We start from the raw sequence: 22,209 nt of genomic DNA, 5'->3' as shown, positions 1-22,209 counted from the left end.
TAAATTTGGAATAGTGAAAACCTTTATTAATAATCTTTTATTTAATTTGTTTTTTTATAATCAGTTTAAAATGAACTTCTATAAGGCTTATAACAACTGCCTAACCCTAATAAAACATTGACTTATACCCCTATAGATGATAAAATTTATTTACTTGATAACTATTTTCATTACGAGGTGATAATGATGTGCATTTGTGACTTAAAAATAGGGGATACGGCCCTAATATATCGTATAGATGGTGATAAAAAATTAATAAAAAGACTTCATGCTTTAGGTTGCATAGAAGGAACTAAAATTTCTTTAACAAATAAAGCACCACTTGGTGATCCTCTAGTATTTAATATAAGAGGTTTTAATATAGCTCTTAGAAAAAAAGATGCTAAAAACATTTTAATTGAGGAGGCATAATATGAATGTAATAGCCCTAGTAGGTAACCCTAATGTTGGTAAAACTACTCTTTTCAACACTCTTACTCATTCTAAACAATATGTTGGTAATTGGGCTGGAGTAACTGTAGATAAAAAAGAAGGTTTTCTTAATGATGATAATAAAATAGTGGACTTGCCTGGCATATATGCAATGGATACTTATTCAAATGAAGAAAAAGTATCTAAAAATTTTTTAGAACAAGAAGATGTTAGTTTAATACTTAATATAGTTGATGCATCAAACTTAGATCGTAACTTGTATTTAACTTCCGAACTTAAACAATTTAATAAACCTATTATTTTAATTGTTAATATGTTAGATGCTGCGGAAGAAAAAGGTATCTTTGTAGATTGTAAAGCTTTAGAAGAATCTCTGGGTATTAGAGTACTTCCTATCGTAGCCTGTAGAAACACAGGCATTAAGGAACTTATTGCCTGTGTAGAAAACAAAGATTTTTTAAATATAAACTGTATGAAACTTGAGAATTATACTAGCGAAAAAGAAACTTATGCTAATATCGAAAAACTTTTAAAAGGATGTGTAACAAAAAAAGATCTTGGAAAACCATCTTTTACTGAAAAAATTGATAAAATAGTTTTAAATAAATTTTTAGCTTTTCCTATTTTCTTTTTAATTATGTTTTTAATATTTAAGTTAACCTTTAGTTGGGTTGGACAACCTCTTTCTGATTTGTTAGATAAAGGATTAAATAACTTATTAATCCCCTATCTACACAACTTATTATCAGGTACCAAACCATTTTTATCTTCTCTAATTATTGATGGTATCGTGTCTGGTGTTGGTTCAATACTAGTTTTTGTTCCAATTATAATGACTTTATTTTTCGGTATATCTATTTTAGAAGATAGTGGATATATGTCTAGGGCCGCCTTAATTATGGATAAGTTAATGAGAAAAATGGGATTATCAGGAAAGGCTTTTATTCCTCTTATAGTAGGATTTGGATGTTCTGTTCCTGGTATCATGTCAGCTAGAACTTTAGAAAGTGAAAAAGATAGAAAACTTACTGCATTATTAGTACCCTTAATGTCTTGTAATGCAAGACTTCCTGTATATGCACTATTTACTTCTGTATTTTTCCCTAAATATCCTACTTTAATAGTGTTTATTCTATATCTTTTAGGAATTGCACTTGCATTTTTAATAGGAATTCTCTTTAAAAACACATTATTTAAAAAAGATGAGGAACCCTTTATTATAGAAATGCCAGATTATAAATTACCTGAAGGAAAAAATTTATTAAACCATACTATAGATAAAGGTAAGGGGTTTATTAAAAAAGCTGGAACTATTATTTTTGCTATATCTGTTGTTGTATGGTTCTTATCTAACTTTAATTTTACAGGCATGGTTAATATAAATGATAGTTTCCTTTGTTATATAGGAAAAGTTATTAATCCTATATTTATACCTCTTGGCTTTGGAAAATGGCAAAATTCTGTTGCGATTTTAACTGGGGTAATGGCAAAAGAAGTAGTTGTAAGTACTATGGAAATTATATATGGTGCAAACTTAAAAGTTTTACTTCCAAATTTCTTTACTACAGCTTCTGCAATAAGTTTTTTAGTATTCGTACTTTTATACACTCCATGTGTTTCAGTTATTGCAACCATGAAAAAAGAATATGGCGGTAAAATGGCAATTTTTTCGGTGCTTTATCAACTTATACTAGCATGGGTTGTTTCATTTTTAGCCTATAATTTAATTAGTTTTATCTTATAATTTTATGGAGGTTAAATTTTATGGATTATGTAATAGTCGGTATTTTAGTTGTAATATCCTTATACATCTTAGGTAATCATGTAAGAAAACAAATAAAAGGCGAAGGTTGTAGCTCTTGTAGTGGTAACTGTTCTGGTTGTTCTAAGTGTAATAATAACTATATTACTATTGATACAACTTCTCTAAAAAAAAATAATGTACCTGAAAATGTTGATAAAAATGAAAAATAATATTTAAAAATATAAATATAAATATAAATATAAATATAAATAAAATAATTCACCCTGTTTTAAATAGAACTTTGTGTCTATGTAAAACAGGGTGAATATTTTTAATAAGTGTCTTTTATTATAAAATCTATATTTTCTGCGTCTACATTACCTTTTAGTATAGTATCTATTGCTCTTGATGCTGCTTTCTTAGAAATATTTTTAAGGTCTGTCTTTAACTTAATGTCATTTTTATGTATAAGTGATTTTATATATCTTAACTGATTTTCTGTAATTCCTGGTTCTTTTATAATACTTGGGTCAGTATCTATCTTATATATAAGATTAAAAAGAATTGGAAGATTTAATACGTCTTCATAGTTGTGTAACATTATAGTATCCCTTATATCATCATTATTAGTATACAAATATTGTTTATATAATTGAGCACTTAATCCACCGTCAATTTGATCTCTTCTTTTTATACCTAGATATTTTTCAATAGTTTTTAGATTACATCTATGTAATCCAAATTGAGTATAATAAGGTTTTATAAGTCTGTATAAATCTATATGATTACTTGGAGCTTTAAATTCAATTTTATGCATCTCCATTTTCTTTTTCACATAAGGTTCATCAAAAGCTATTCCGTTATATGAACACCAATAATCAAATCCGTCAATATCTTTTTTGAATTCTTCCATTATACACTCTTCATCTTCTATGTATTCTGCATAATATTGTTTTGTATAAAACTTCTTTTCTTCAGTATAATATCCTAAAGATACTAACATTATTACATCATTTACTTTATTAAAGCCAGTGGTTTCTATATCAAAAAATGCTATTTTTGATAAATCATACCTTTCATATACCTCACTAGGTACCACTAACTCATCATTATATTCTCTAATATACATCCTCTTCCTCCAAACTAATTAGGTCATCATATGTTATTATACACTAAAACCATTTAAAATTCATGCTCAATTTAAAACCACCCTAATTAAAAGGGTGGTTTTTATACAATCATAAAAGTAAATTACATTTTTTCAACTACATCTATTCCTAATAATTCTAGAGCATTTTTAATTACTATGCAAGTTGCTTCAACAAGTTCAATTCTTGTATTTTTAAGTATTTCATCTTCAGTATTAGCAATATTACAATTGTTATAGAATCTATTAAATGCTTGAGCTACATCTAATACATATCTTGAAATTACACTAGGTTCTAATCTCTCTGTTGCTGTAACTATTGCTTTATGGAAGTTTGATAACTCTTTTACAATTCCAAATTCCTCTTTTGAAGTTAATAAATTAAGGTTTACTTCTCCCTTTGCTTCTCCTACTTTTCTTAATATACTCTTACCACGTGCATAAGTATATTGAACATATGGACCAGTTTCTCCATCAAAGCTTAGGATATCATTCCAATTAAATATTATATCTTTTTCCCTACTATTTTTTAAGTAGGTAAATACTACTGCCCCTATACCAACTTTCTTAGAAACTTCTTCTTTATTTTCAAGATTTGGATTTTTATCATTTATAACTTCAAGAGTTTTATCTATTGCCTCTTGTAATAATTGTTCTAATAAGATTACATCACCTTTTCTTGTAGATAACTTCTTATCTGCAAATCTTACAAGTCCAAATGGAACATGTATACAATCATCTGCCCAATCAAATCCAGCAAGTTTTAATGCTGTAAAGAATTGTCTAAAATGTAAACATTGGTCCTTACCAACTACATATATATTCTTATGGAAGTCATAAGTATCTTTTCTGTATTTTGCAGCTGCTAAATCACGTGTTGCATAAATAGTTGCTCCATCTGATTTCTTAAGAATACATGGTGGCATATTGTATTCATCAAGCATAACAACCTGTGCACCATTACTTTCAGTTAATACTCCAGATCTTTCAAAATGTTCAACTATAGCTGGCATTTTATCACTATAGAAACTTTCTCCATTGTATGAATCAAATTCTACATTAAGCATTTCATAAACTTTAGAGAATTCTTTTAAACTTAAATCTCTGAATCTCTTCCAAAGCTTAGTTTCATATTCTTCACCATCTTCAAGTTTCTTGAAGTGCATTCTAGCTTCATCTTCTAATTCTGGTTGTTCCTCTGCAACATCATGGAATTTAACATATATTCTTAAAAGTTCTGTTATTGGATCTTTCTCTAAAGCTTCTTCGTCTACCCATCTTTCATAAGCTGAGATTAACTTACCAAATTGAGTTCCCCAATCCCCTAAGTGATTGATTCTAGTACAATCAAATCCTTGTGCTGAAAGAATTTTATAAAGTGAATTTCCTACAGCTGTACTAAATAAGTGACCTACGTGAAATGGTTTTGCAATATTTGGAGAAGAGAACTCAACTATAACATTTTTTCCCTCTCCTACTTTAGTATGACCATAACTTTCATTTTCTTTTAATATTTTTTCTATAACATTCTTAGAAAATTCACCCTTATTTACAAAGAAGTTTAAATATGGTCCCATATTTTCAATTTTTTCAAATCCTTCTATTGTAAGTTTTTCTTTAAGGTCTGCAGCTATCATCTGAGGTGCTTTTCTTAAAGTTTTAGCAAGTTGGAAACAAGGAAATGCATAATCTCCCATTTCTGATTGAGGTGGTATTTCAATTAATTTTTCCAAAGTTTCTTTATCTAATTCTACAAGATTTCCTATATTTTCAGCTATTATTTTTTTATAATCCATTTTAAAACCTCCAATTTATTATTCTATTAGTAGTTTAATCAAATTTATAAGACTTATTTTATACATTAAAATTAAAAAAGAATATAAAAAAACTCATCTCTATAATAGAGACGAGTAAAATCGCGGTACCACTCTAATTGACTAAAATAACCATATTAGGTGTTTTATTAAATTTCATAAACTTATATTACAATTTAATAAAATTTATAATTATCCTAGTCCTCTTAAAAATTTAACGCATTATTACGGCATACCTTACTTACAAATACTACTTATTTGCTTTCCAGTAGCTTCTCCGAGGCTCTTTTCCTTCTTTAAGATCTGCAGACTCCCACTCTACTCTGCTCGCTATGAAATCTATACTAAAAAAGTACTTTCCTCTTCATTGAATTTTTTTATTTCTATTTGTTAGTAACTATTATAATATTATAAAATCGAATTTGTCAACGGATATATTAATTTATTTTATAATTATTTTAAATTTATACTTAATTTTAACCTTTTAAGTATCCTGATATTAATTTATAATTTCACACATTAATTACACTATTTTTTTTAATATATGCTATAATTTCTATATTAAAAATTTTTTAAAATTTTAATCAGTATAGTTTTTAAATTTTAATACATCTAAATACACTGGAGGAAATTACTATGGAAAAACAAAAATCAACATCTTGTTGAGAAAGTACAAAAACCTCTACTAGTTCGGTAGAAAACTTTTCTCATTGCCCTTGTTGCAATGAAAAATCACAACTTGTTAGTCATGTCACAGTTAAACATCTTGTACTTGAGAATCTTCAAAATCTCGTTACAAGTTCCCCATATTACATTTGCTTAAATGAAGATTGTAATGTAGTTTATTTTAATAAAAAAGATACACATATTTTTTATAAAAAGGACCTTAGCGTTCCCATATGGTTTAAAAAAGATGCTAATCCTAAATATATTTGTTACTGTAATAAAGTAACAGAAGAAATGATTACAAATGCAATTTTAAACAAAGACGCTAAAAACATGAAAGATATCGTAGAACTAACTGGAGCAATGAAAAATGGAAAATGTTTAACTAAAAACCCCTTAGGAAAATGTTGTGGTTCAACAATTCAAAAAATTATTGACCATACATTAAAAATGAAAATTAAGTAAATATTTTTTATATAATATAAGGCCCTGTTTAATAAAAACAGAGCCTTTTTTATATTCTATGTATTTTTATTAGTCATTTTTGTGTTTTTCATTATATGCTTGTAGCACTTTCTTAAATTCAGCACCTTCACCTATAGATTGGTATTTTACTTCTCCACTTTTTGTATTAACTTTATATGCAAATGCATTATCTGAATTTACTTCTGATACTATTACATACTTATTAGGTGTTATTGTTATAGTATCAACTAATTCTAATTCCACGGTTTCACCTTTTCCATTTTGTACTGTCATAAATGGTTTATTCATAAAAATATCTCCTTTTTTATTAATTTATCTATTCTATTGCAACTACACATTTATAATATGTAAAATAACTATATCTATACATTATTAACTAAAAGACTTTTATTTTATAAAAAATTATTTTTTGTATAGAAATTTGTTTTTTACAAAATATATTTTTAAGTAATGTTATATATTTTATCGATAATGATTTACAACAAATAATAACTATTATATAATATAAACTAAAGTGTATTGTTTAAGGAGGATATTATGTCAAAAGTTATAGTTTTTACATCAGATACTTGTCCACATTGTATTACTGCTAAAAATTATTTAAAGGAAAAAGGTATAGAATTTGAAGAAAGAAATGTAAAAGAAACTGAAAATAGAAAAAAATTAATTTCTATGGGATTTATGGGTGTACCTGTAATATTAATAGATGATGAAGCCGTTTCCGGCTTTGATCAAAATAAAATTGATTCTTTATTAGGTCTATAAACTTTTTTCCTTAATCTATATAACACAAAAAGGTGAAGTTTAATTTCTTCACCTTTTTATCCACCTAACGTAACATCTTGAGTATTATACCAGTTTAGTGCTTCATATATATGTTCTGGTTTAAATTCTGGCCACAATTCATCTATTATGTAGAAATCAGAATACACTGATTGGACCGGCAAAAACCCACTTAATCTTCTTCTACCACCCCATCTTATAATAAGATCTATTCTGGAAATCTCATTAGATTTTATATTGTCATAAATTTCTTTTCTATTTGTAAAACTTCCTTCGTTTAGTGAATATAAATCCCAATTCCATCCATAGTTGACTAAAAAATTCACTTTTATTCCACCATCTTTGAAATTAACTCTTTTAGTAAAAGGAATTAATTCTTTAGGAAACATTGGTGATTCTTTATCTCCTACAACCAAAAGCGAGGCACTTTCGTAACTTATTAATTTCACTGCATCTATACATGCTTTAGTAAAAGCTTCCCTTTGTTCTCTAGGTCTTTTAGTATTATCTGTAGTAAATCCATAATAAGTAACTTCTTCTACTCCTGCATCTTGTAGAATTCTAAGTGCTTCAAGCCCTGGCTTTAAACCATTATCATATCCTTCTGACTTTTTTATTCCTTGAGTCACAGCCCATCGTCTATTGCCATCAGGAATTATTCCAACATGTCTTGGTATTCTCATGTTACCACTCCTCTAGATATTATAAGTATATTATTCCTTTTTTTCTATTTATAATACCTAAAGTATAAATTTTTATATATATTCTTCTTCTAAATCTTTAATTTCTTCATAAGTTTTTAAAATTTCTTCATAATATACATCTATAAACTGATTTAACTTATCTTCCATTTCTTCCTCATTATAGTCAATTTTAAATCTAAACGCTGGGTTAAATTCGTCATCAACTTCTTCTACATCTTCATAGAAACTTTTTAAATTATCTAAATTAATATAATCATAAAAAGCCGTGTACTCCCAATCTTTTAAATCCTTATCTGTTGTTAATGTTATATATACTTCTTCATCTTTGTTATCCTTAAGAACATAAAAGCTATGAACCAAGTCACCTTTTTCTATAGTATAACTCCCTTTTTCTCCTATAAATTTTCCTGTATCTTTTTCTTTTTCCATAAGTACAATTATAGCTTCTTCCATTTCCATTCTCCTCTTTTTAATGTTTATTCTAATGTTAACTTTTTATCAATTTTTTAATTTTATTGTAACATATGATTTCATAACTGTGAATTATGAAATCATAATTATTAATTAATGTTTTTAAACATATTTCTTATTTAAAAATTCTTTTTTATATAAAAATCCATATACAAGTGTAGTTGCGGGAATCGCTGCCATAAACCCTAAAACCCCTGTAATAATTCTTAATATCTCTAATACTATTGTTTCCCCATTTATTCCTTGTAATAATGTAACATTGTTAGATACCATAAATATTATTATAACTTGCAGCGTGGCTCCCAAATAGGCCAAAATCAAAGTATTTGTCATTGCCCCTAAAGATGCCTTTCCTTCTTTAAATCCAATTTTCATAAGATCTGTAACCTTTATATTCATAGTTTCTAAATCAGCTTTTTGCATTGCTCTGGTTACATTTAAACTCATATGCATTATAGCACCTAATGATCCTATAACAAGACTTGCAAATAATACTCCTGTAAAATTAATATTTTTTCCATTATATAATAATAACTGAATTTGATCAGAAGATATACCTGTTATTTTACATAGATATTGAAATACATAAATAAAACCTCCTCCAACTAGCATTCCTCCAACGGACCCTAACATTGTAGCTATAGATTCTTTACTTATTCCTTCCATTATTACAGTCAAAATGCCTATTAAAATAAGTGAAAACATTAAAATCACAATAATATAATTATATCCTTTTAATATAAAATAAGGAATTATCTTAGTTACAATAGGAAGTGTGACAGCTATACATAAACAAGTTTTTATACCCTTTTTCCCTCCAATTAATATGACACTTAAAATAAAAGTTGCACTCAGAATAGCTATATACATTCCTCTATCATAATCATATATATATGCATTTTTTATATCTCCATTCTTCTCCTCAACAGATAAGTATAATCTGTCCCCTTTTTTCATAACATAACTATAAGGATTAGAATTATCATAATTATTTTCTATAGTAAGAATCTTTCCTTTAAACTTTCCTTGATTTATTTGTACACTTATCTTTTGAATTCCTTTTTTGGTGCTTCCACCTGCTTCTTGATACACATATTCTTCTTTTTGCAGTCTTAATACCTTTGATTTATATATTCCTGTACCTATAGATACGTTCATAATGTTACTTTTTAAATTTACAATTATATTAGGATTAAAATATAAAATTCCTACAACCATAGTTACAACAAGCAAAATCTTTACTATTCTAACCCTAGCCTTACTTTTTTGTAATACCAATTTTTCTTTTCGGGTTAAATTTTTAAAATTTAAATCTCCTTTATAGGCTACCATATTCATCTCTCCCTATAATTTTATTACAAATTTTGGAATAAAATTCATAATATTATTATATACTATAGGAAGTTTTTTTCCAATATTTTTCCATCTTCTTTTAGCTACACATTATTTGTAAAAATAACTTATTTCTCATAATTTAAACAGTTTTTTAGTTTTATTTTTATTAACTAAACAATTACACTATGCATTTAAAAACCAAACAAAATAGTTTAAAACTCCTGCAAAAATACACCATAAAACATAGGGTATTAATAATATACCAGCAATTTTATCTTTTTTAAAGAATTCTATAATAGTTAATATTATAAATATAACCAACAATATAAGTTCTAAAAATGCCATAAAAATAAGTCTTTTTCTAAAAAATATTATAGACCATAAAAAATTTAGTACTAGTTGTATAGAAAATAAAAGTACTGCCTTTTTTATATTTTTCCCTTCATCTTTTAACTTTAAAATTCTATATAAAGCTAGACCCATTAATATAAATAACACTGTCCACACTATGAAAAATATAATATCTGGAGGGGTAAAAGAAGGTTTCTTTAATTTCTCATAAAGCACCATAGAACTTTTAGTAAATATATAACTTAAAAATCCAGTACCTAATGTTATAATAAATGATAATAGAAAATAAAAAAGATTAAATTTGCTCTTTCCTGTGTTCATATATTCCTCCTAAATTTATAATCCTTTATACTATATTTTATTTATTACATAAAAACATATACCAAAAAACAAAATTTAACTAAAAAAAGGAGTTCTAAAAATTTAGAACTCCAAAAACAAGTATTATACCCCAAATATTTGTTTATTGACAACAACAGCAAGAGTTGCGATAACCGGAACCTAATCCGTAGAATGATGGTGTACACCACCACCAAAAGAAAAATATTAGAATTATTATTAAGAACCACCAGCAGCAATACATATAATCCTTCTCTCCTTCCATTCCTCGATTTTTAATCTTATGTCTGTAACTTACACACTTATAATATATTACTTAAGTCACAAAAATGTTATTAGTTTTATTAATTATTTTTAGATTTTAATAATTTTCACATTCTTATAATTTTACACATATAATAAATGGTAAGAATTTATCTACTAATACCATAAGCTTATGCTTATAGGGAGGTAACATTATGAAAAAAAATATATGTTTTAATCCAAGAATGTTTAGTGCAAATGTATATAATGTTGCCGGGGTAGATACACTTGTTCCTCTTCAAAATGGAAGATTAGTTAAGGAAGTTAACTTTGACAATGCCGCTACTACTCCACCACTAAATTCAGTTTTGAAAGAAATAACTAGTTTTTCTCCGTATTACTCATCATATCATAGAGGTACAGGCTATAAATCTCAGCTATCCTCTGCACTATATGAGTATTCTAAAGAAGTCATTTTAGACTTTGTTGGAGGAGATAAACAAGAAGATACAGTAATTTACGTTAAAAATACTACTGAAGCAATAAACAAATTAGCCAATATGATGAGGTATATGTATAAAGGAAGCACTATAATAAGTACTTGTATGGAGCATCACTCCAACGACCTACCCTGGAGAGAAAATTTTAATATTCAATATGTTGAAATAGATAAAAATTATAGATTAGATTTACAAGATTTAAAAAACAAGCTTAAATATTCTAAAGGCAATGTTAAATTAGTCACAGTAACAGGCGCTTCTAATGTTACAGGCTATAAAAATCCTGTACATGAAATAGCTGCGCTAGCTCATAAATATGGTGCTAAAATTTTAGTCGATGGTGCTCAATTAATTCCCCATTCTAAATTTTCTATGTTAGACCATAATGATCCTAAGCATATTGATTTTTTAGCTTTTTCGGGTCATAAAATGTATGCACCTTATGGAACTGGTGTATTAATTGGACCTAAATGTGAATTTGAAAAGTTACCACCAGATCACAAAGGTGGAGGAATTGTTGATGTAGTTACCCATAGAAAGGTAACATGGGATGAACCTCCTCATAAAGATGAGGCTGGATCTCCAAACATTATTGGAGCTGTGGCTCTTGCAACTGCAGTAAGAAGCCTAAATTCAATGAATTTAGATAAAGTTGATAATAACGAGAAATTATTAAAATCATATTTAATGAATGCTCTAAAGGAAATGAAAGATATTACAGTTTATATAGATAATGATATAGAAAATTCAGTTGGAATAATACCATTTAATATAAATGGTATTCATCATGAAATTTTATCAAAAATCTTATCTTATGAATTTGGTATAGCAACTAGAAGTGGTTGCTTTTGTGCACAACCTTATGTTCAGAGAATTTTAAATGTGTCTGAAGAAGAAGCTGAACATTACAGAAAAAATAAAGACGGTAGACCTGGTATGGTAAGAGTAAGTTTAGGTTTTTATAATACTAGAAATGATATAGATAGACTTATATGTGCTCTTAATGAGATCATTCAAAATAAAGACAAATATTTAAAGAAATATTTAAATAGTAATTTTTCTTATTTTTAAATTTTTTAGCCCATACTATATTTTATAGTATGGGCTATTCTTTATACTTAAAAGCTAAAGAAGTCATCTATATAAAATAAATGACTTTTAATTTAAATACATTCTAATTATTAACATCCTTGTAATCTACATCTATATATTCATACTCTTTTTGATTTATCTTATCAAAATTAGATTGTTTTACAATTTCAGCTTCTATATAACTAATTCCACCTTTATTTTCTTTTACTTTAGCCATTTCTTTTTCAAATTTTTTCTTTTTAATAGAATTGGATAATTGTGAAAACCAAACTTTTCCTCTAGTATATAACTTATATATTATATATATAGCTAAAACGGCTCCTCCAATATAGAAAGCTCCTTTTATAACAAAGTTTATTAAGAATAAAGCTACAATTGCTACCAATATATAGATTAATATATTCTTCAAGTTTCTTACTCCTTTATTAAAACTATTTTCCATAGTATCAATCTCCTCACCTTTTATGTAATACCCATTCTTTGTTATATTGTATATTGTATCATGTATCACATAATAAAGTATTAAGTTATTGTTAAGAAATTTAAAACTATTTTATAAGATATTATTACAATATTTTAAACTTATTAATTTAATACTAATTAAATAAATCCACCATCAACCCTTAAAACCTGACCCGTCATATAACTAGAATCTTCTTTAGCTAAAAATACAGCTACTTTCCCTATCTCCTCTGGCATTCCCATTCTATTCATTGGTATTTCTTCTTCCAATGATTCCTTATCTTCCTTTGATAGACAATTATTCATTTCTGTATCTATAACACCAGGGCTAATAGCATTTACTCTTATACCAGATGGAGCTAGTTCCTTACCCAATGCTTTAGTAAATGCATTAATCCCCCCCTTTGATGTAGAATAAATAACTTCACATGATGCACCAACCTCACCCCACATTGAAGAGATATTAATTATAGACCCTTCTTTTTTATCTACCATATATTTAACTACATTATGTGTTAGATTAAAAACACCCTTTAAATTTGTTCCTATAATATAATCCCAAGTTTCCTCTGTGCAAAAAGAAAATACATCTATTTTACTTACCGCCGCATTATTTACAAGAACATCTATTTTACCAAATTTCTTTATTATATCTTCAACCATACTCTTACATTGTTCATAGGAACTCACATCCCCCTTTAAAAGATGTGCATATCCTCCTATAGACTCTATTTCTTTCTTTACTTCATCTGCTTTATTATCTGAACTTTTATAATTAATAATTATAGTCGCATTTTCTTTTGCAAAAGCTAAGGCTATAGCTTTTCCTATTCCTCTAGAACTTCCAGATATTAAAACTACCTTCCCACCTAAATCACTCATTAATTGTATTACCTCTTTTATATATTTAAATAAAAATTTTTAATTTATTTTAAATATATTATATCACAATTAGCTATAAAGATTAAAATTTCTATTTTATTTATTAGTCCTTTCTATAAGTTCGTCTACGCTTTCCTCTTCACTACTAAACTCAATCAAATATCTCATTTTTTTAATGGCAGCCATAAACATTAATGCTATGCTACCTATTATAAACATTAGTCTCATAGCCGTAGTAATCCCTAAAACTTCCCCTAATACTCCCCCTATTAAAGTTCCTATAGGTTGCAATGCCATACTTATAGTTCCCATGAGTCCAAATACCTTTCCTCTCATATTACTAGGTACTATTACATTAATTGTAGCTGTAAAAATAGTATTAAACACAACATTAAAAAATGCGGAACTATATAAAAAAAGAAGAATTAATGGAAAACTTTTAGTTAACGTAAAAAAAACTACTAAAGGTCCATTTAAAATCATAGAGATACAATATAACTTAAATTTATTTTCTCTTTTTACTTCTTTTATCGATAATAAAAGACTCGCTGATACCATGCCTAAAGATAATATAGCCATGGCAACACCATATTTTTTAGGTCCTAAAAATGAGGCCTCTTTAAAATACGGTAATATTAATATTACTCCTGCACAAAAAAACAAATTTAATCCTGATGCTACCATAAAAGCATTTCTTAATGTTTTAAAATTCCATAAAAATTTAAATCCTTCTTTTAAATCTTCTATAAATGTTACATCTTCTTTTCTATCCTTTATCTCAGGAACATTTATAAACATTTCCGTAAAGGCAGAAAATATATAACTAAGCCCATTAAAAAAGAACATATAAGGGGCTCCTATTGTGGCATATAATATTCCTCCCAATGCATTACCTAACATATCCATACCTGATTGTGCTAAACTACTTACAGAATTGGCTTGTACTAATTTTGACTCATGTACCAACTCTGTTCTTACAGATTGTACTGCCGGATTAAAAAATGCTGTGCACAATCCTTCTATAATCCCAACTATAAATACCATCCAAACTTTTATAAACCCACACAATGCTGCCACTCCAACAAATGTTACAAAAATTCCTTGAATTAAATCTGCTAAAACTATAATTTTTTTCCTGTTTAATCTATCTACCCATACCCCAGCAAAAGGGCCTAAAATTATTTTAGGTAGCATAGACAATGTACTTAAAAGTCCCATTAACGCTGTGGATTTAGTAACATCTAATACCCAAAAATTAAGTGCCATAAGATAAATAGCATCTCCAAACATAGATACTAATTGTCCTTGCCATAAAAGAAAGAAATCCTTATTCCATAATTTAATTTTATCTTTTTCTTTATCTATTATATTATTACCTTTCCCCATACCCCATCCTCCTAGAATTAAGTATTATATAATTTAAATCCCTTAATATAATTTTATAATTGAATCTTTAATTTTAGTTTTTCTATATACTCCTTTATATCTACAATAAAAACTACCTTACTTTTCTCATCTATAAATATATCCTTTCCATAGAAACCTACACAAAAGGATATACCTAATTTTCTTATTAGATATATCCTGCCATTATCTTTTTGTAGTTTATCATAATTACCATCCATAAGCTTTATTAAAAGTTTCATTTCATCTAAAGTTGCTTGACCATTAGATAGCTTTTCTTCTAAAATAGTCATAAAAATTAAGTCTTTAAATTTATAAAGAAAATTTTTCTCGTAAAGTTCCTCATAAAGTGTAATTGTTTGTTTACAAAGTATATTTTTTTCTATAATTTCATTTATATTAATATCATCTATATTAATTTTACTAGAAAACATATTAGCAAGTTCATCTAAAGATACATCATCTTTTAACTTTAAAATTTTCTCTATCCTATCTATAATTTTTTTCTTAGGAAAAAAAGTTTCCTGTCCTGTATAACTAGATTTTTTTATAAACCACTCCTCTGGTATGAGACTTTTTCTTTTCCATCTATAAAGTTGACCATAAGAAATTTTTGTAATTTCCAAGAGTTCTTTTTTAGATATAAGTTCGCCATTCATACTTTCACCTCTATATCTTTTTAATATATAATATTATTTATACTTTTGTGTTTACTTTTATAATAGAATTCTCATCTACACTTCTATAGTTTTCTCTATACTCTATTCTATCTATTTCACAGCCTTTTCCTATAGTAATTCTTTCACCTCTCACAACTTTAGCGATGGTATTTTCTAAATATATATCATCACCTTCTATAACATCTACAGTTAATTTTCCAAAACCTTTTATTATATTAAAAAACTTTCCTAATATTCCTCTATCTCTACCTATAGATTCTTTAACATTAATCTTGGTAGCACCTATTTCTTTTACCTGTGAACTTCCATTAAGCTCCATGTTAACCATATCTGCATTTAACATTCCTTCTACTCTGATTCCTCCACTTACTTCTACCTTATCAGCTTCTATATCCTGTTCCACAGCTCCTATTCCTGATATATAAATATTTTCTCCTATAAGTTTTCCTCCAATTTTTCCTCCTCCACTAATTTTAAAATTTTTTGAACTAACTTTGCCTAGTATATGACCACTTCCACTTATAACACCATCAGTACAAGTGACATCTGATTCAACCTTACCACTCCCACTTATCTTAAATTCATTTGTAACAATAGCTCCTTCTACATTACCACTTCCACTTATTTTAAAATCTTTAGTAAATATATTTCCCTCAACTTTACCACTTCCACTTATCTTGAAATCTTCACATTCTATGTCTCCTACAATTTTTCCACTCCCTAAAATTTTTACACTTCGGAATTTTCCGCCACTACATCTACCACTTCCTGAAATGTATAAATTCCCCAATTCATTATTTTCCATTTAATTTCCTCCTTAAATATAACATTGTTTTGTTAGTATTGTGAATTATATATATTCTTAAGTTACACATTATAAGATTATACACGCTTTAAAGTCCCTATATATAAACTATATTACTGTTAAGTTTATAATCTCAAATTGTACTTTTATTTTTTATTGTCGTAACATTGTTACGTTATATTGTTATAATATCATAACTTTGTTACATTGTAAATATTTTTTCTGAAAATTATAAATATTACTAAATAAAAAAAACTTACAAGTCATATAGATTAACTCTTATGACTTGTAAGTTAAAAAAGATTTTAAAGGAAATCAACTGTGTATAATATATTTTAAATATTTAATAATTTATATTTTTGTATTAATTATTAAATTCTTTAACAAAACTTTTAATCTGTTCTTCCATAGTTATCCAAGAACGTTTAGCAAAAACTACTTTAACATCCTTTTCTTTAACTTTATTTTTTATGTTTTTACTTAAAGTATGTCCTATGAAATCTGTTAATACTACTACCAAATCAGTATTGTAAGAAATATCCATTTTCTTTTCATTTTTCTTTCTGCCTGTTACATGTTCAATATCATTAAAACCATAGCTTATTAGTTTTTTTCTTATAGGTTCTATTCTGTCTCCCCCAATAACTAATACGCTCATATTCCCCCTCCTCATTTTGCATTTATTATTTAATACATATACAACTTTATACAAATAATTTTCCTATGTTATAAATTAAGAAACATATTACCCAAGCTATTACAGTAGTATAAACTGCTGAGAAAATAGCCCATTTATGTGAATTGGTTTCTTTCTTTACTGTTCCTAAAGCTGCCATACATGGTGAATACAATAATGTAAATACCATAAATGTATATGCTGTTAATGCTGTGAAATTTGCTCCTAATGCTGTTCCAAGAGCTTCTTCTGATACTGCATAAACAGTTGCCATAGTTGCAAGTACAGCTTCTTTTGCAAGCACTCCTGTAATTAATGCAACACCTGCTTGCCATGTTCCAAACCCAAGCGGCTTAAATATTGGAGCAATGATACTTCCTAATTTACCTAAAACACTTTGTGCTGAACCTGGTTCAACGTTCATTGGTAAATTAGATAATACCCATACAACCACTACAATGGCAAAAATAATTGTTCCTGCTTTTTTAAAGAATGCAGATGCTTTTTCCCACATACGAAGTAAAACACCTTTTACTGTAGGTATTCTATATGGAGGTAACTCCATTAAGAAATAAGATTTTTCACCTTTAAATAATGTTTTGCTAAATATTTTAGCACAAATAATAGCTACTAGAATTCCGATTAAATATAAAGAAAATATAACAAGTCCGCTAACTGATAAGAATCCAAATTTTTTACCTGTAAAGAATGCTGCTGCAAAAGTTGCATATACTGGCATTCTTGCTGAGCAAGATATAAAAGGATTTACTAAAATAGCAATCATTCTATCTTTTTTACTTTCCAAAGTTCTTGTTGACATAATACCTGCAACATTACATCCTGAACCTATAATCATAGAAACTGCTGTTTTACCATGAAGTCCTAAACTAGACATAAATCTATCCATAACATAAGCTGCCCTAGCCATATATCCACTATCTTCTAAAATACCAATTATTAAATACATAACTAAAATTAATGGTACAAAAGTTAGGACCTGTCCCAAACCATCAATTAACCCTTCAGTAATAAACTTTGATAAGAATGGAGATGCACCTGATAAAGCCCCTTCGGCATACTTTTCTAGTATTTCAAATAACTGTCCAACCTTTTCACCTAAATAGTCATTACCAAAACTCATAGTAATCTGATACATAATAAACATTATAAGTGCGAAAATAGGTAAACCTAAATATTTATTGGTAACAACTTTATCTATCTTATCTGATACGGTCTCTGCATATTCATCTTGTTTTTGAATTTTTCCATTTAAAATTTTTCCTATATATTCATATCTCTTGTCTACAACTACATTTTCTGGTTCAAATCCATAAACTTTTGTTAAATAATTAATACTTTCTTCCACTTGTTTTAATACATCTTTTAATCCTTTTTCAGTTATATAATTAACCATATAAGAATCATTCTCAATAAGTTTCACTGCAGTCCATTTACTTGGATAATCAAGTACATCTTTATGCATATCTAACTTATATATAATCTCCTTCAATTGACCTTGAAAATCATTATCATATTCAAGTTCTAATTCTTTATTATTTTCTGCTTTATCAGCTATTTTTAAAATAGTATCTAAAAGATCATTAATTCCTTTTTTTCTTGCTGCAATAGTCGGAACAACCTCTACATCTAATTCCTGCGAGATAGATTTAGCATCAATTTTTATATTTCTCTTTTCAACCTCATCCATCATATTTAAACTCATAACCACTTTACAACCTATTTCCATGATTTGAGTAGTTAAATACATATTTCTCTCAAGATTAGTTCCGTCCACAACGTCAATTACTACGTGAGGTTTTTCTTTAACTAAATAATCTCTTGCAACCACTTCATCTTCTGAATAAGCACTTAAACTATAAGTTCCTGGTAAATCTACTATTCTTAAAGTTTTCCCCTTATATTTTAATTTACCCTCTTTTTTTTCAACTGTAACCCCTGGCCAATTCCCAACATGTTGTCTAGCACCTGTTAATGCATTAAACAAACTAGTTTTTCCGCAGTTGGGGTTACCCATTAAGGCTACTACAATTTCTGAACCCATAAATATATCCTCCTAAAAAATTTAATTACTTACCATAACTTTACCTGCCATAGCTCGTCCCAAAACTATTCTTCCTTCACCTAATCCAACAATTAAATTACCATCGGAGTTTTTAACCATTTTCACCTGTGACCCCGTATTAAATCCCATTTCCATTAATCTTTTAACAAAATTTTCATTTCCTACAATCTTTATAATTTCTACAACTTCACCTGAATTCACAAAGCTAAGTGGCATCATAATTTTTCACTCCTTCTTGAAGAAATTTATTTGCTTTTTTATTTCTCCCCTAAAATCCTGTTATTTTACAATTATATCCTTTGCTTCTTCTTTTCTTAAAGTAAGCTTGTACCCTCTTAAAGCAATTTCTATAGGATCTCCTAGTGGTGCCTTTCCTGTTACTTTTACTTTAGTACCCTTTACTATACCAAGATCCATAATTCTTCTTCGTACTCTACTACCCTCTTTAATATTTAAAACTTCATATTCATTTCCAACCTTACATTTATCTAAACATAGTTCCATTTCCGATTTCACCCCTTAATCATTAACCTATCTTTTCGTTGAAATTGATATTTATTATCATCTGTTAATTATTATACATTACTACTTTTATTTTTGCAACAATAAATATTTTATTTATTAAAATTATTTGCTTTATTATAAAAGTTTTGTTGCATTAAAATCTTTGTTTATGTACATAATACATTATGAACGTAGCTTAAGGAGGACCTGCAAAATGTCATATAAAATTTTAGATAATTGTATTAGTTGTGGTGCTTGTGCTCCTGAATGTCCTACAGAAGCAATTTCTCAAGGTGATACTATTTTTAGAATAGATCCTGAAAAGTGTATTGAGTGTGGAAATTGTGCTGCTGTGTGTCCTGTAGGTGCTCCAGTACAAGATTAGTTTTAACTTTAACTTCTCATTTAAAACAGAGAAAAATAGGTTTTAATATTTTTCTCTGTTTTTTGTTTTTTTATAAATTCTCACCATTATTTTTGGAAAATTTATAATTTTGTTATTTTACTTTTACAAATTTGTCTCTAAATCGCAAACCTTTTCTAATGTATTCTATTAAACCCCTTGTATTTATGAGCTTTACACTAAATTTTCAAGTTAATTCCATGTAATAAAAACACTTTATTTTATTACATTAATATGATATTATATTCATAAAAGATTATAGAGGAGGATTTAGTTATGGCATATAAAATTAATGATAACTGTGTAAGTTGTGGTGCTTGTGCATCTGAATGTCCTGTAAACGCTATAAGCCAAGGAGATTCTAAATATGTTATAGATGCAGCTACTTGTATTGACTGTGGAAACTGTGCAAACGTTTGTCCAGTAGCTGCTCCAGAAGCTGAATAATTTACTTATCTGGATTAAAAAAGTACAAGCTTTAAAGCCTGTACTTTTTTAACCTATTATTTTAATATTTAATCTTCATTAATATTTTTAAATCCATTTCCTAAAATCTCATATACATCATAGCTAACTACGAATGCCCCTTCGTCTATTTCCCGCAAATAGTTCCTCAATTGAATAAATTCTTTTTTAGAGAACACACAGGTTATAACTTGTTTTTCTTTATTAGTATATGCACCTTTAGCAATATATACAGTAGCCCCTCTATCTAAATCATTAGTAATAAATTTTATTACTTCATCGCCTTTTTCTGTGACTATTTCAACCTTTTTACATATGTTTAAACCGTTAATAACTTCATCTACAGTAAAACCATTTATTATAATTCCTACTAAAGCATACATTCCTTTTTTAGGTCCAAAGGCCATCAGAGCAAGAAGAGTTACTACGCAATCAGACATTAATAGAGCTTTACCAATATCCATGTGCGTATACTTATTAACTATTTTAGCTATTATATCTGTACCACCTGTAGAAGCCCCTTGTTCAAACACAATTGCCATACCTATAGCACTTAATAAAATACCTATAACCATCTCTATAAATAAATCATCTGTAATAGGATGCGCCATTGGCATAAACTTTTCTAATATCCTTAAATAAAAAGCAAAGGCTAAACTAGAATAAATGGTTTTCCCTCCAAATTGTGCTCCAATAAAAATAAAACCTATAATAAATAAAATTATATTAAGTATTAATGTGAAACCACTAAGAGTTAAAATAGAAAAATATCTAGTTAATACCATAGCAAGCCCTGTAACTCCACCTATAGCTAAATTATGGGGATTAAGAAAAAAATAAACTCCCACTGATAAAAATAATAATCCTATATTTATAAATAAAAATTCTTTTAAATTTTTTTTATTTATCATACACATCATTTCCTTTACCATAATTTTTAAACATCTATTCCATCTCTTGATAAAACTCCTTTACTATAATAATGCTTAACTTCTTTCATCTCTGTAACTAAATCAGCAAAATCTATAATTTCCTGTGGAGCGTATCTTCCTGTTAAAACTGCCTCCACTTTCGGATTTCTTTCTTTTAAAACTTTAATTACTTCTTGTGGAGAAAATAACTTAAAAAATAATGCTATATTAATTTCATCTAAAATTACTAGATCATATTCTCCGTTTTTTAGAATATTTCCACATCTTACAAGAGCTTTTTTAGCTAAATCTTTATCTACCTCTGAGGGTTTCCTATTTATAAAGCAACCCGCACCAAATTGTTCTATTTTTATGCCATCTACAACTTTTTCTACTTCAGTTTCATGATATTTCATATCCTTTACAAATTGACCAATATAAACTTTTTTACCTGCAAAATGAGCTCTTAGGGCTAATCCAAATGCTGCCGTTGATTTTCCCTTTCCATTCCCAGTATAGACTTGTACAAATGATTCTTGCATGTTATCCTCACCTTTCTTCCACATAATTCTATAATATCATATTTATGATATTCTAAAAACACCTTTTACATGAATTTAACCCTATTATTTAAGTTTTTTGAATTATTGTTAATATTCAAGTAATTTTTCTTAATTATTAATAAACTTACGATAAAATTTACTATACTTTACATAAAGTTATAAATTTTGTAATGAAGTCTATTTTATTTGTATAACCCTTTCTTAAATAGTTTTGTCTAAAATACCTTTTTCTTTTAATATCCATGTAAAAACTTTTTTTGTTAA

At 27.5% G+C, this 22,209-nt stretch carries 25 protein-coding genes and 1 pseudogene; 8 read left to right on the top strand and 18 right to left on the bottom strand.

What is annotated here, in order from left to right; all coding sequences use genetic code 11:
• Window positions 1-186 precede the first annotated feature (186 nt).
• From QOZ93_RS05650 to QOZ93_RS05640, 3 genes are read left to right on the top strand one after another with little or no spacing between them, the layout of a single operon-like run.
• On the top strand, window positions 187-411 hold the full coding sequence (locus QOZ93_RS05650; RefSeq protein WP_111941494.1) for a FeoA family protein: 225 nt from the start codon (window positions 187-189) through the stop codon (window positions 409-411).
• A gap of 1 nt (window position 412) precedes the next feature.
• Complete coding sequence (feoB, locus tag QOZ93_RS05645) at window positions 413-2,176, top strand: ferrous iron transport protein B (RefSeq protein ID WP_307355458.1); 1,764 nt, start codon at window positions 413-415, stop codon at window positions 2,174-2,176.
• A gap of 20 nt (window positions 2,177-2,196) precedes the next feature.
• Window positions 2,197-2,406, top strand: a complete 210-nt coding sequence (locus QOZ93_RS05640) for a FeoB-associated Cys-rich membrane protein (protein ID WP_307355457.1) — start codon at window positions 2,197-2,199, stop codon at window positions 2,404-2,406.
• A 101-nt stretch (window positions 2,407-2,507) separates the two neighbouring features.
• Here the strand turns inward: QOZ93_RS05640 and QOZ93_RS05635 are convergent, their stop codons facing one another.
• Window positions 2,508-3,305, bottom strand: coding sequence for a ribonuclease H-like domain-containing protein (locus QOZ93_RS05635; protein ID WP_307355456.1), 798 nt, complete (start codon window positions 3,303-3,305; stop codon window positions 2,508-2,510).
• 122 nt (window positions 3,306-3,427) lie between these two features.
• Window positions 3,428-5,119, bottom strand: a complete 1,692-nt coding sequence (gene argS, locus QOZ93_RS05630; RefSeq protein ID WP_307355455.1) for an arginine--tRNA ligase — start codon at window positions 5,117-5,119, stop codon at window positions 3,428-3,430.
• A gap of 687 nt (window positions 5,120-5,806) precedes the next feature.
• Between argS and QOZ93_RS14070 the strand changes: the two are divergent.
• A pseudogene (locus QOZ93_RS14070) lies at window positions 5,807-6,268 on the top strand (Csac_0668 family 2Fe-2S cluster-binding (seleno)protein); the annotation flags it as partial.
• 69 nt (window positions 6,269-6,337) lie between these two features.
• On the opposite strand, the gene QOZ93_RS05615 reads toward QOZ93_RS14070, so the two are convergent.
• Window positions 6,338-6,577 carry a DUF1292 domain-containing protein gene (locus QOZ93_RS05615; RefSeq protein ID WP_307355454.1) on the bottom strand — a complete coding sequence of 80 codons (240 nt, stop codon included), beginning with the start codon at window positions 6,575-6,577 and terminating at the stop codon, window positions 6,338-6,340.
• Between the two features lie 249 nt (window positions 6,578-6,826).
• Here QOZ93_RS05615 and QOZ93_RS05610 point away from each other — a divergent pair, with 249 nt between their 5' ends.
• Window positions 6,827-7,054, top strand: coding sequence for a glutaredoxin family protein (locus tag QOZ93_RS05610; RefSeq protein WP_111941480.1), 228 nt, complete (start codon window positions 6,827-6,829; stop codon window positions 7,052-7,054).
• A gap of 56 nt (window positions 7,055-7,110) precedes the next feature.
• Here QOZ93_RS05610 and QOZ93_RS05605 read toward each other — a convergent pair whose 3' ends face one another.
• The 4 genes from QOZ93_RS05605 to QOZ93_RS05590 all read right to left on the bottom strand — a co-directional run bounded on the left by QOZ93_RS05605 (window position 7,111) and on the right by QOZ93_RS05590 (window position 10,254).
• Window positions 7,111-7,755: an undecaprenyl diphosphate synthase family protein gene (locus QOZ93_RS05605; RefSeq protein WP_307355453.1), complete on the bottom strand. Its 645-nt coding sequence runs from the start codon at window positions 7,753-7,755 to the stop codon at window positions 7,111-7,113.
• 72 nt (window positions 7,756-7,827) lie between these two features.
• On the bottom strand, window positions 7,828-8,229 hold the full coding sequence (locus QOZ93_RS05600; RefSeq protein WP_307355452.1) for a DUF6762 family protein: 402 nt from the start codon (window positions 8,227-8,229) through the stop codon (window positions 7,828-7,830).
• A gap of 120 nt (window positions 8,230-8,349) precedes the next feature.
• Entirely contained in the window at window positions 8,350-9,579 is a 1,230-nt protein-coding gene (locus QOZ93_RS05595) for a YibE/F family protein (protein WP_307355451.1), read from the bottom strand.
• 186 nt (window positions 9,580-9,765) lie between these two features.
• Complete coding sequence (locus QOZ93_RS05590; protein ID WP_307355450.1) at window positions 9,766-10,254, bottom strand: TspO/MBR family protein; 489 nt, start codon at window positions 10,252-10,254, stop codon at window positions 9,766-9,768.
• Between the two features lie 476 nt (window positions 10,255-10,730).
• Here QOZ93_RS05590 and QOZ93_RS05585 point away from each other — a divergent pair, with 476 nt between their 5' ends.
• Window positions 10,731-12,086, top strand: coding sequence for an aminotransferase class V-fold PLP-dependent enzyme (locus tag QOZ93_RS05585; protein WP_307355449.1), 1,356 nt, complete (start codon window positions 10,731-10,733; stop codon window positions 12,084-12,086).
• Between the two features lie 103 nt (window positions 12,087-12,189).
• Here the strand turns inward: QOZ93_RS05585 and QOZ93_RS05580 are convergent, their stop codons facing one another.
• The 9 genes from QOZ93_RS05580 to QOZ93_RS05540 all read right to left on the bottom strand — a co-directional run bounded on the left by QOZ93_RS05580 (window position 12,190) and on the right by QOZ93_RS05540 (window position 19,603).
• On the bottom strand, window positions 12,190-12,549 hold the full coding sequence (locus tag QOZ93_RS05580) for a hypothetical protein (RefSeq protein ID WP_307355448.1): 360 nt from the start codon (window positions 12,547-12,549) through the stop codon (window positions 12,190-12,192).
• Window positions 12,550-12,707: 158 nt separating this feature from the next.
• Window positions 12,708-13,451 carry an elongation factor P 5-aminopentanone reductase gene (gene ymfI / locus QOZ93_RS05575; RefSeq protein ID WP_307355447.1) on the bottom strand — a complete coding sequence of 248 codons (744 nt, stop codon included), beginning with the start codon at window positions 13,449-13,451 and terminating at the stop codon, window positions 12,708-12,710.
• Window positions 13,452-13,547: 96 nt separating this feature from the next.
• A complete protein-coding gene (locus tag QOZ93_RS05570) occupies window positions 13,548-14,837 on the bottom strand; it encodes an MFS transporter (RefSeq protein ID WP_307355446.1) in 1,290 nt (429 codons plus the stop codon).
• Window positions 14,838-14,890: 53 nt separating this feature from the next.
• The gene (locus QOZ93_RS05565; RefSeq protein ID WP_307355445.1) at window positions 14,891-15,514 is read right to left on the bottom strand and encodes a DUF4004 family protein; all 624 of its coding nucleotides are present in this window, start codon (window positions 15,512-15,514) and stop codon (window positions 14,891-14,893) included.
• Window positions 15,515-15,551: 37 nt separating this feature from the next.
• Complete coding sequence (locus QOZ93_RS05560; RefSeq protein WP_307355444.1) at window positions 15,552-16,340, bottom strand: polymer-forming cytoskeletal protein; 789 nt, start codon at window positions 16,338-16,340, stop codon at window positions 15,552-15,554.
• 364 nt (window positions 16,341-16,704) lie between these two features.
• Window positions 16,705-16,998 (bottom strand): DUF2325 domain-containing protein, encoded by a 294-nt coding sequence (locus QOZ93_RS05555; RefSeq protein WP_111941460.1) that lies wholly within the window; start codon window positions 16,996-16,998, stop codon window positions 16,705-16,707.
• 46 nt (window positions 16,999-17,044) lie between these two features.
• Entirely contained in the window at window positions 17,045-19,078 is a 2,034-nt protein-coding gene (feoB, locus tag QOZ93_RS05550; RefSeq protein WP_111941458.1) for a ferrous iron transport protein B, read from the bottom strand.
• Between the two features lie 21 nt (window positions 19,079-19,099).
• On the bottom strand, window positions 19,100-19,318 hold the full coding sequence (locus QOZ93_RS05545) for a FeoA family protein (RefSeq protein ID WP_111941456.1): 219 nt from the start codon (window positions 19,316-19,318) through the stop codon (window positions 19,100-19,102).
• A 60-nt stretch (window positions 19,319-19,378) separates the two neighbouring features.
• Window positions 19,379-19,603 (bottom strand): FeoA family protein, encoded by a 225-nt coding sequence (locus QOZ93_RS05540; RefSeq protein ID WP_111941454.1) that lies wholly within the window; start codon window positions 19,601-19,603, stop codon window positions 19,379-19,381.
• Window positions 19,604-19,817: 214 nt separating this feature from the next.
• Here QOZ93_RS05540 and QOZ93_RS05535 point away from each other — a divergent pair, with 214 nt between their 5' ends.
• Window positions 19,818-19,988: a 4Fe-4S binding protein gene (locus QOZ93_RS05535; protein ID WP_111941452.1), complete on the top strand. Its 171-nt coding sequence runs from the start codon at window positions 19,818-19,820 to the stop codon at window positions 19,986-19,988.
• 294 nt (window positions 19,989-20,282) lie between these two features.
• Window positions 20,283-20,453 (top strand): DUF362 domain-containing protein, encoded by a 171-nt coding sequence (locus tag QOZ93_RS05530; protein ID WP_111941450.1) that lies wholly within the window; start codon window positions 20,283-20,285, stop codon window positions 20,451-20,453.
• 68 nt (window positions 20,454-20,521) lie between these two features.
• On the opposite strand, the gene QOZ93_RS05525 is transcribed toward QOZ93_RS05530, so the two are convergent.
• The gene (locus QOZ93_RS05525; RefSeq protein WP_307355443.1) at window positions 20,522-21,403 is read right to left on the bottom strand and encodes a YitT family protein; all 882 of its coding nucleotides are present in this window, start codon (window positions 21,401-21,403) and stop codon (window positions 20,522-20,524) included.
• A gap of 5 nt (window positions 21,404-21,408) precedes the next feature.
• Window positions 21,409-21,948, bottom strand: a complete 540-nt coding sequence (locus QOZ93_RS05520) for a cob(I)yrinic acid a,c-diamide adenosyltransferase (protein ID WP_422723872.1) — start codon at window positions 21,946-21,948, stop codon at window positions 21,409-21,411.
• Window positions 21,949-22,209 lie beyond the last annotated feature (261 nt).

The organism is Hathewaya limosa (assembly GCF_030815255.1).
Classification (GTDB): Bacteria; Bacillota; Clostridia; order Clostridiales; family Clostridiaceae; genus Hathewaya; species Hathewaya limosa.
This window is presented reverse-complemented; position numbering and strand designations above follow the sequence as displayed.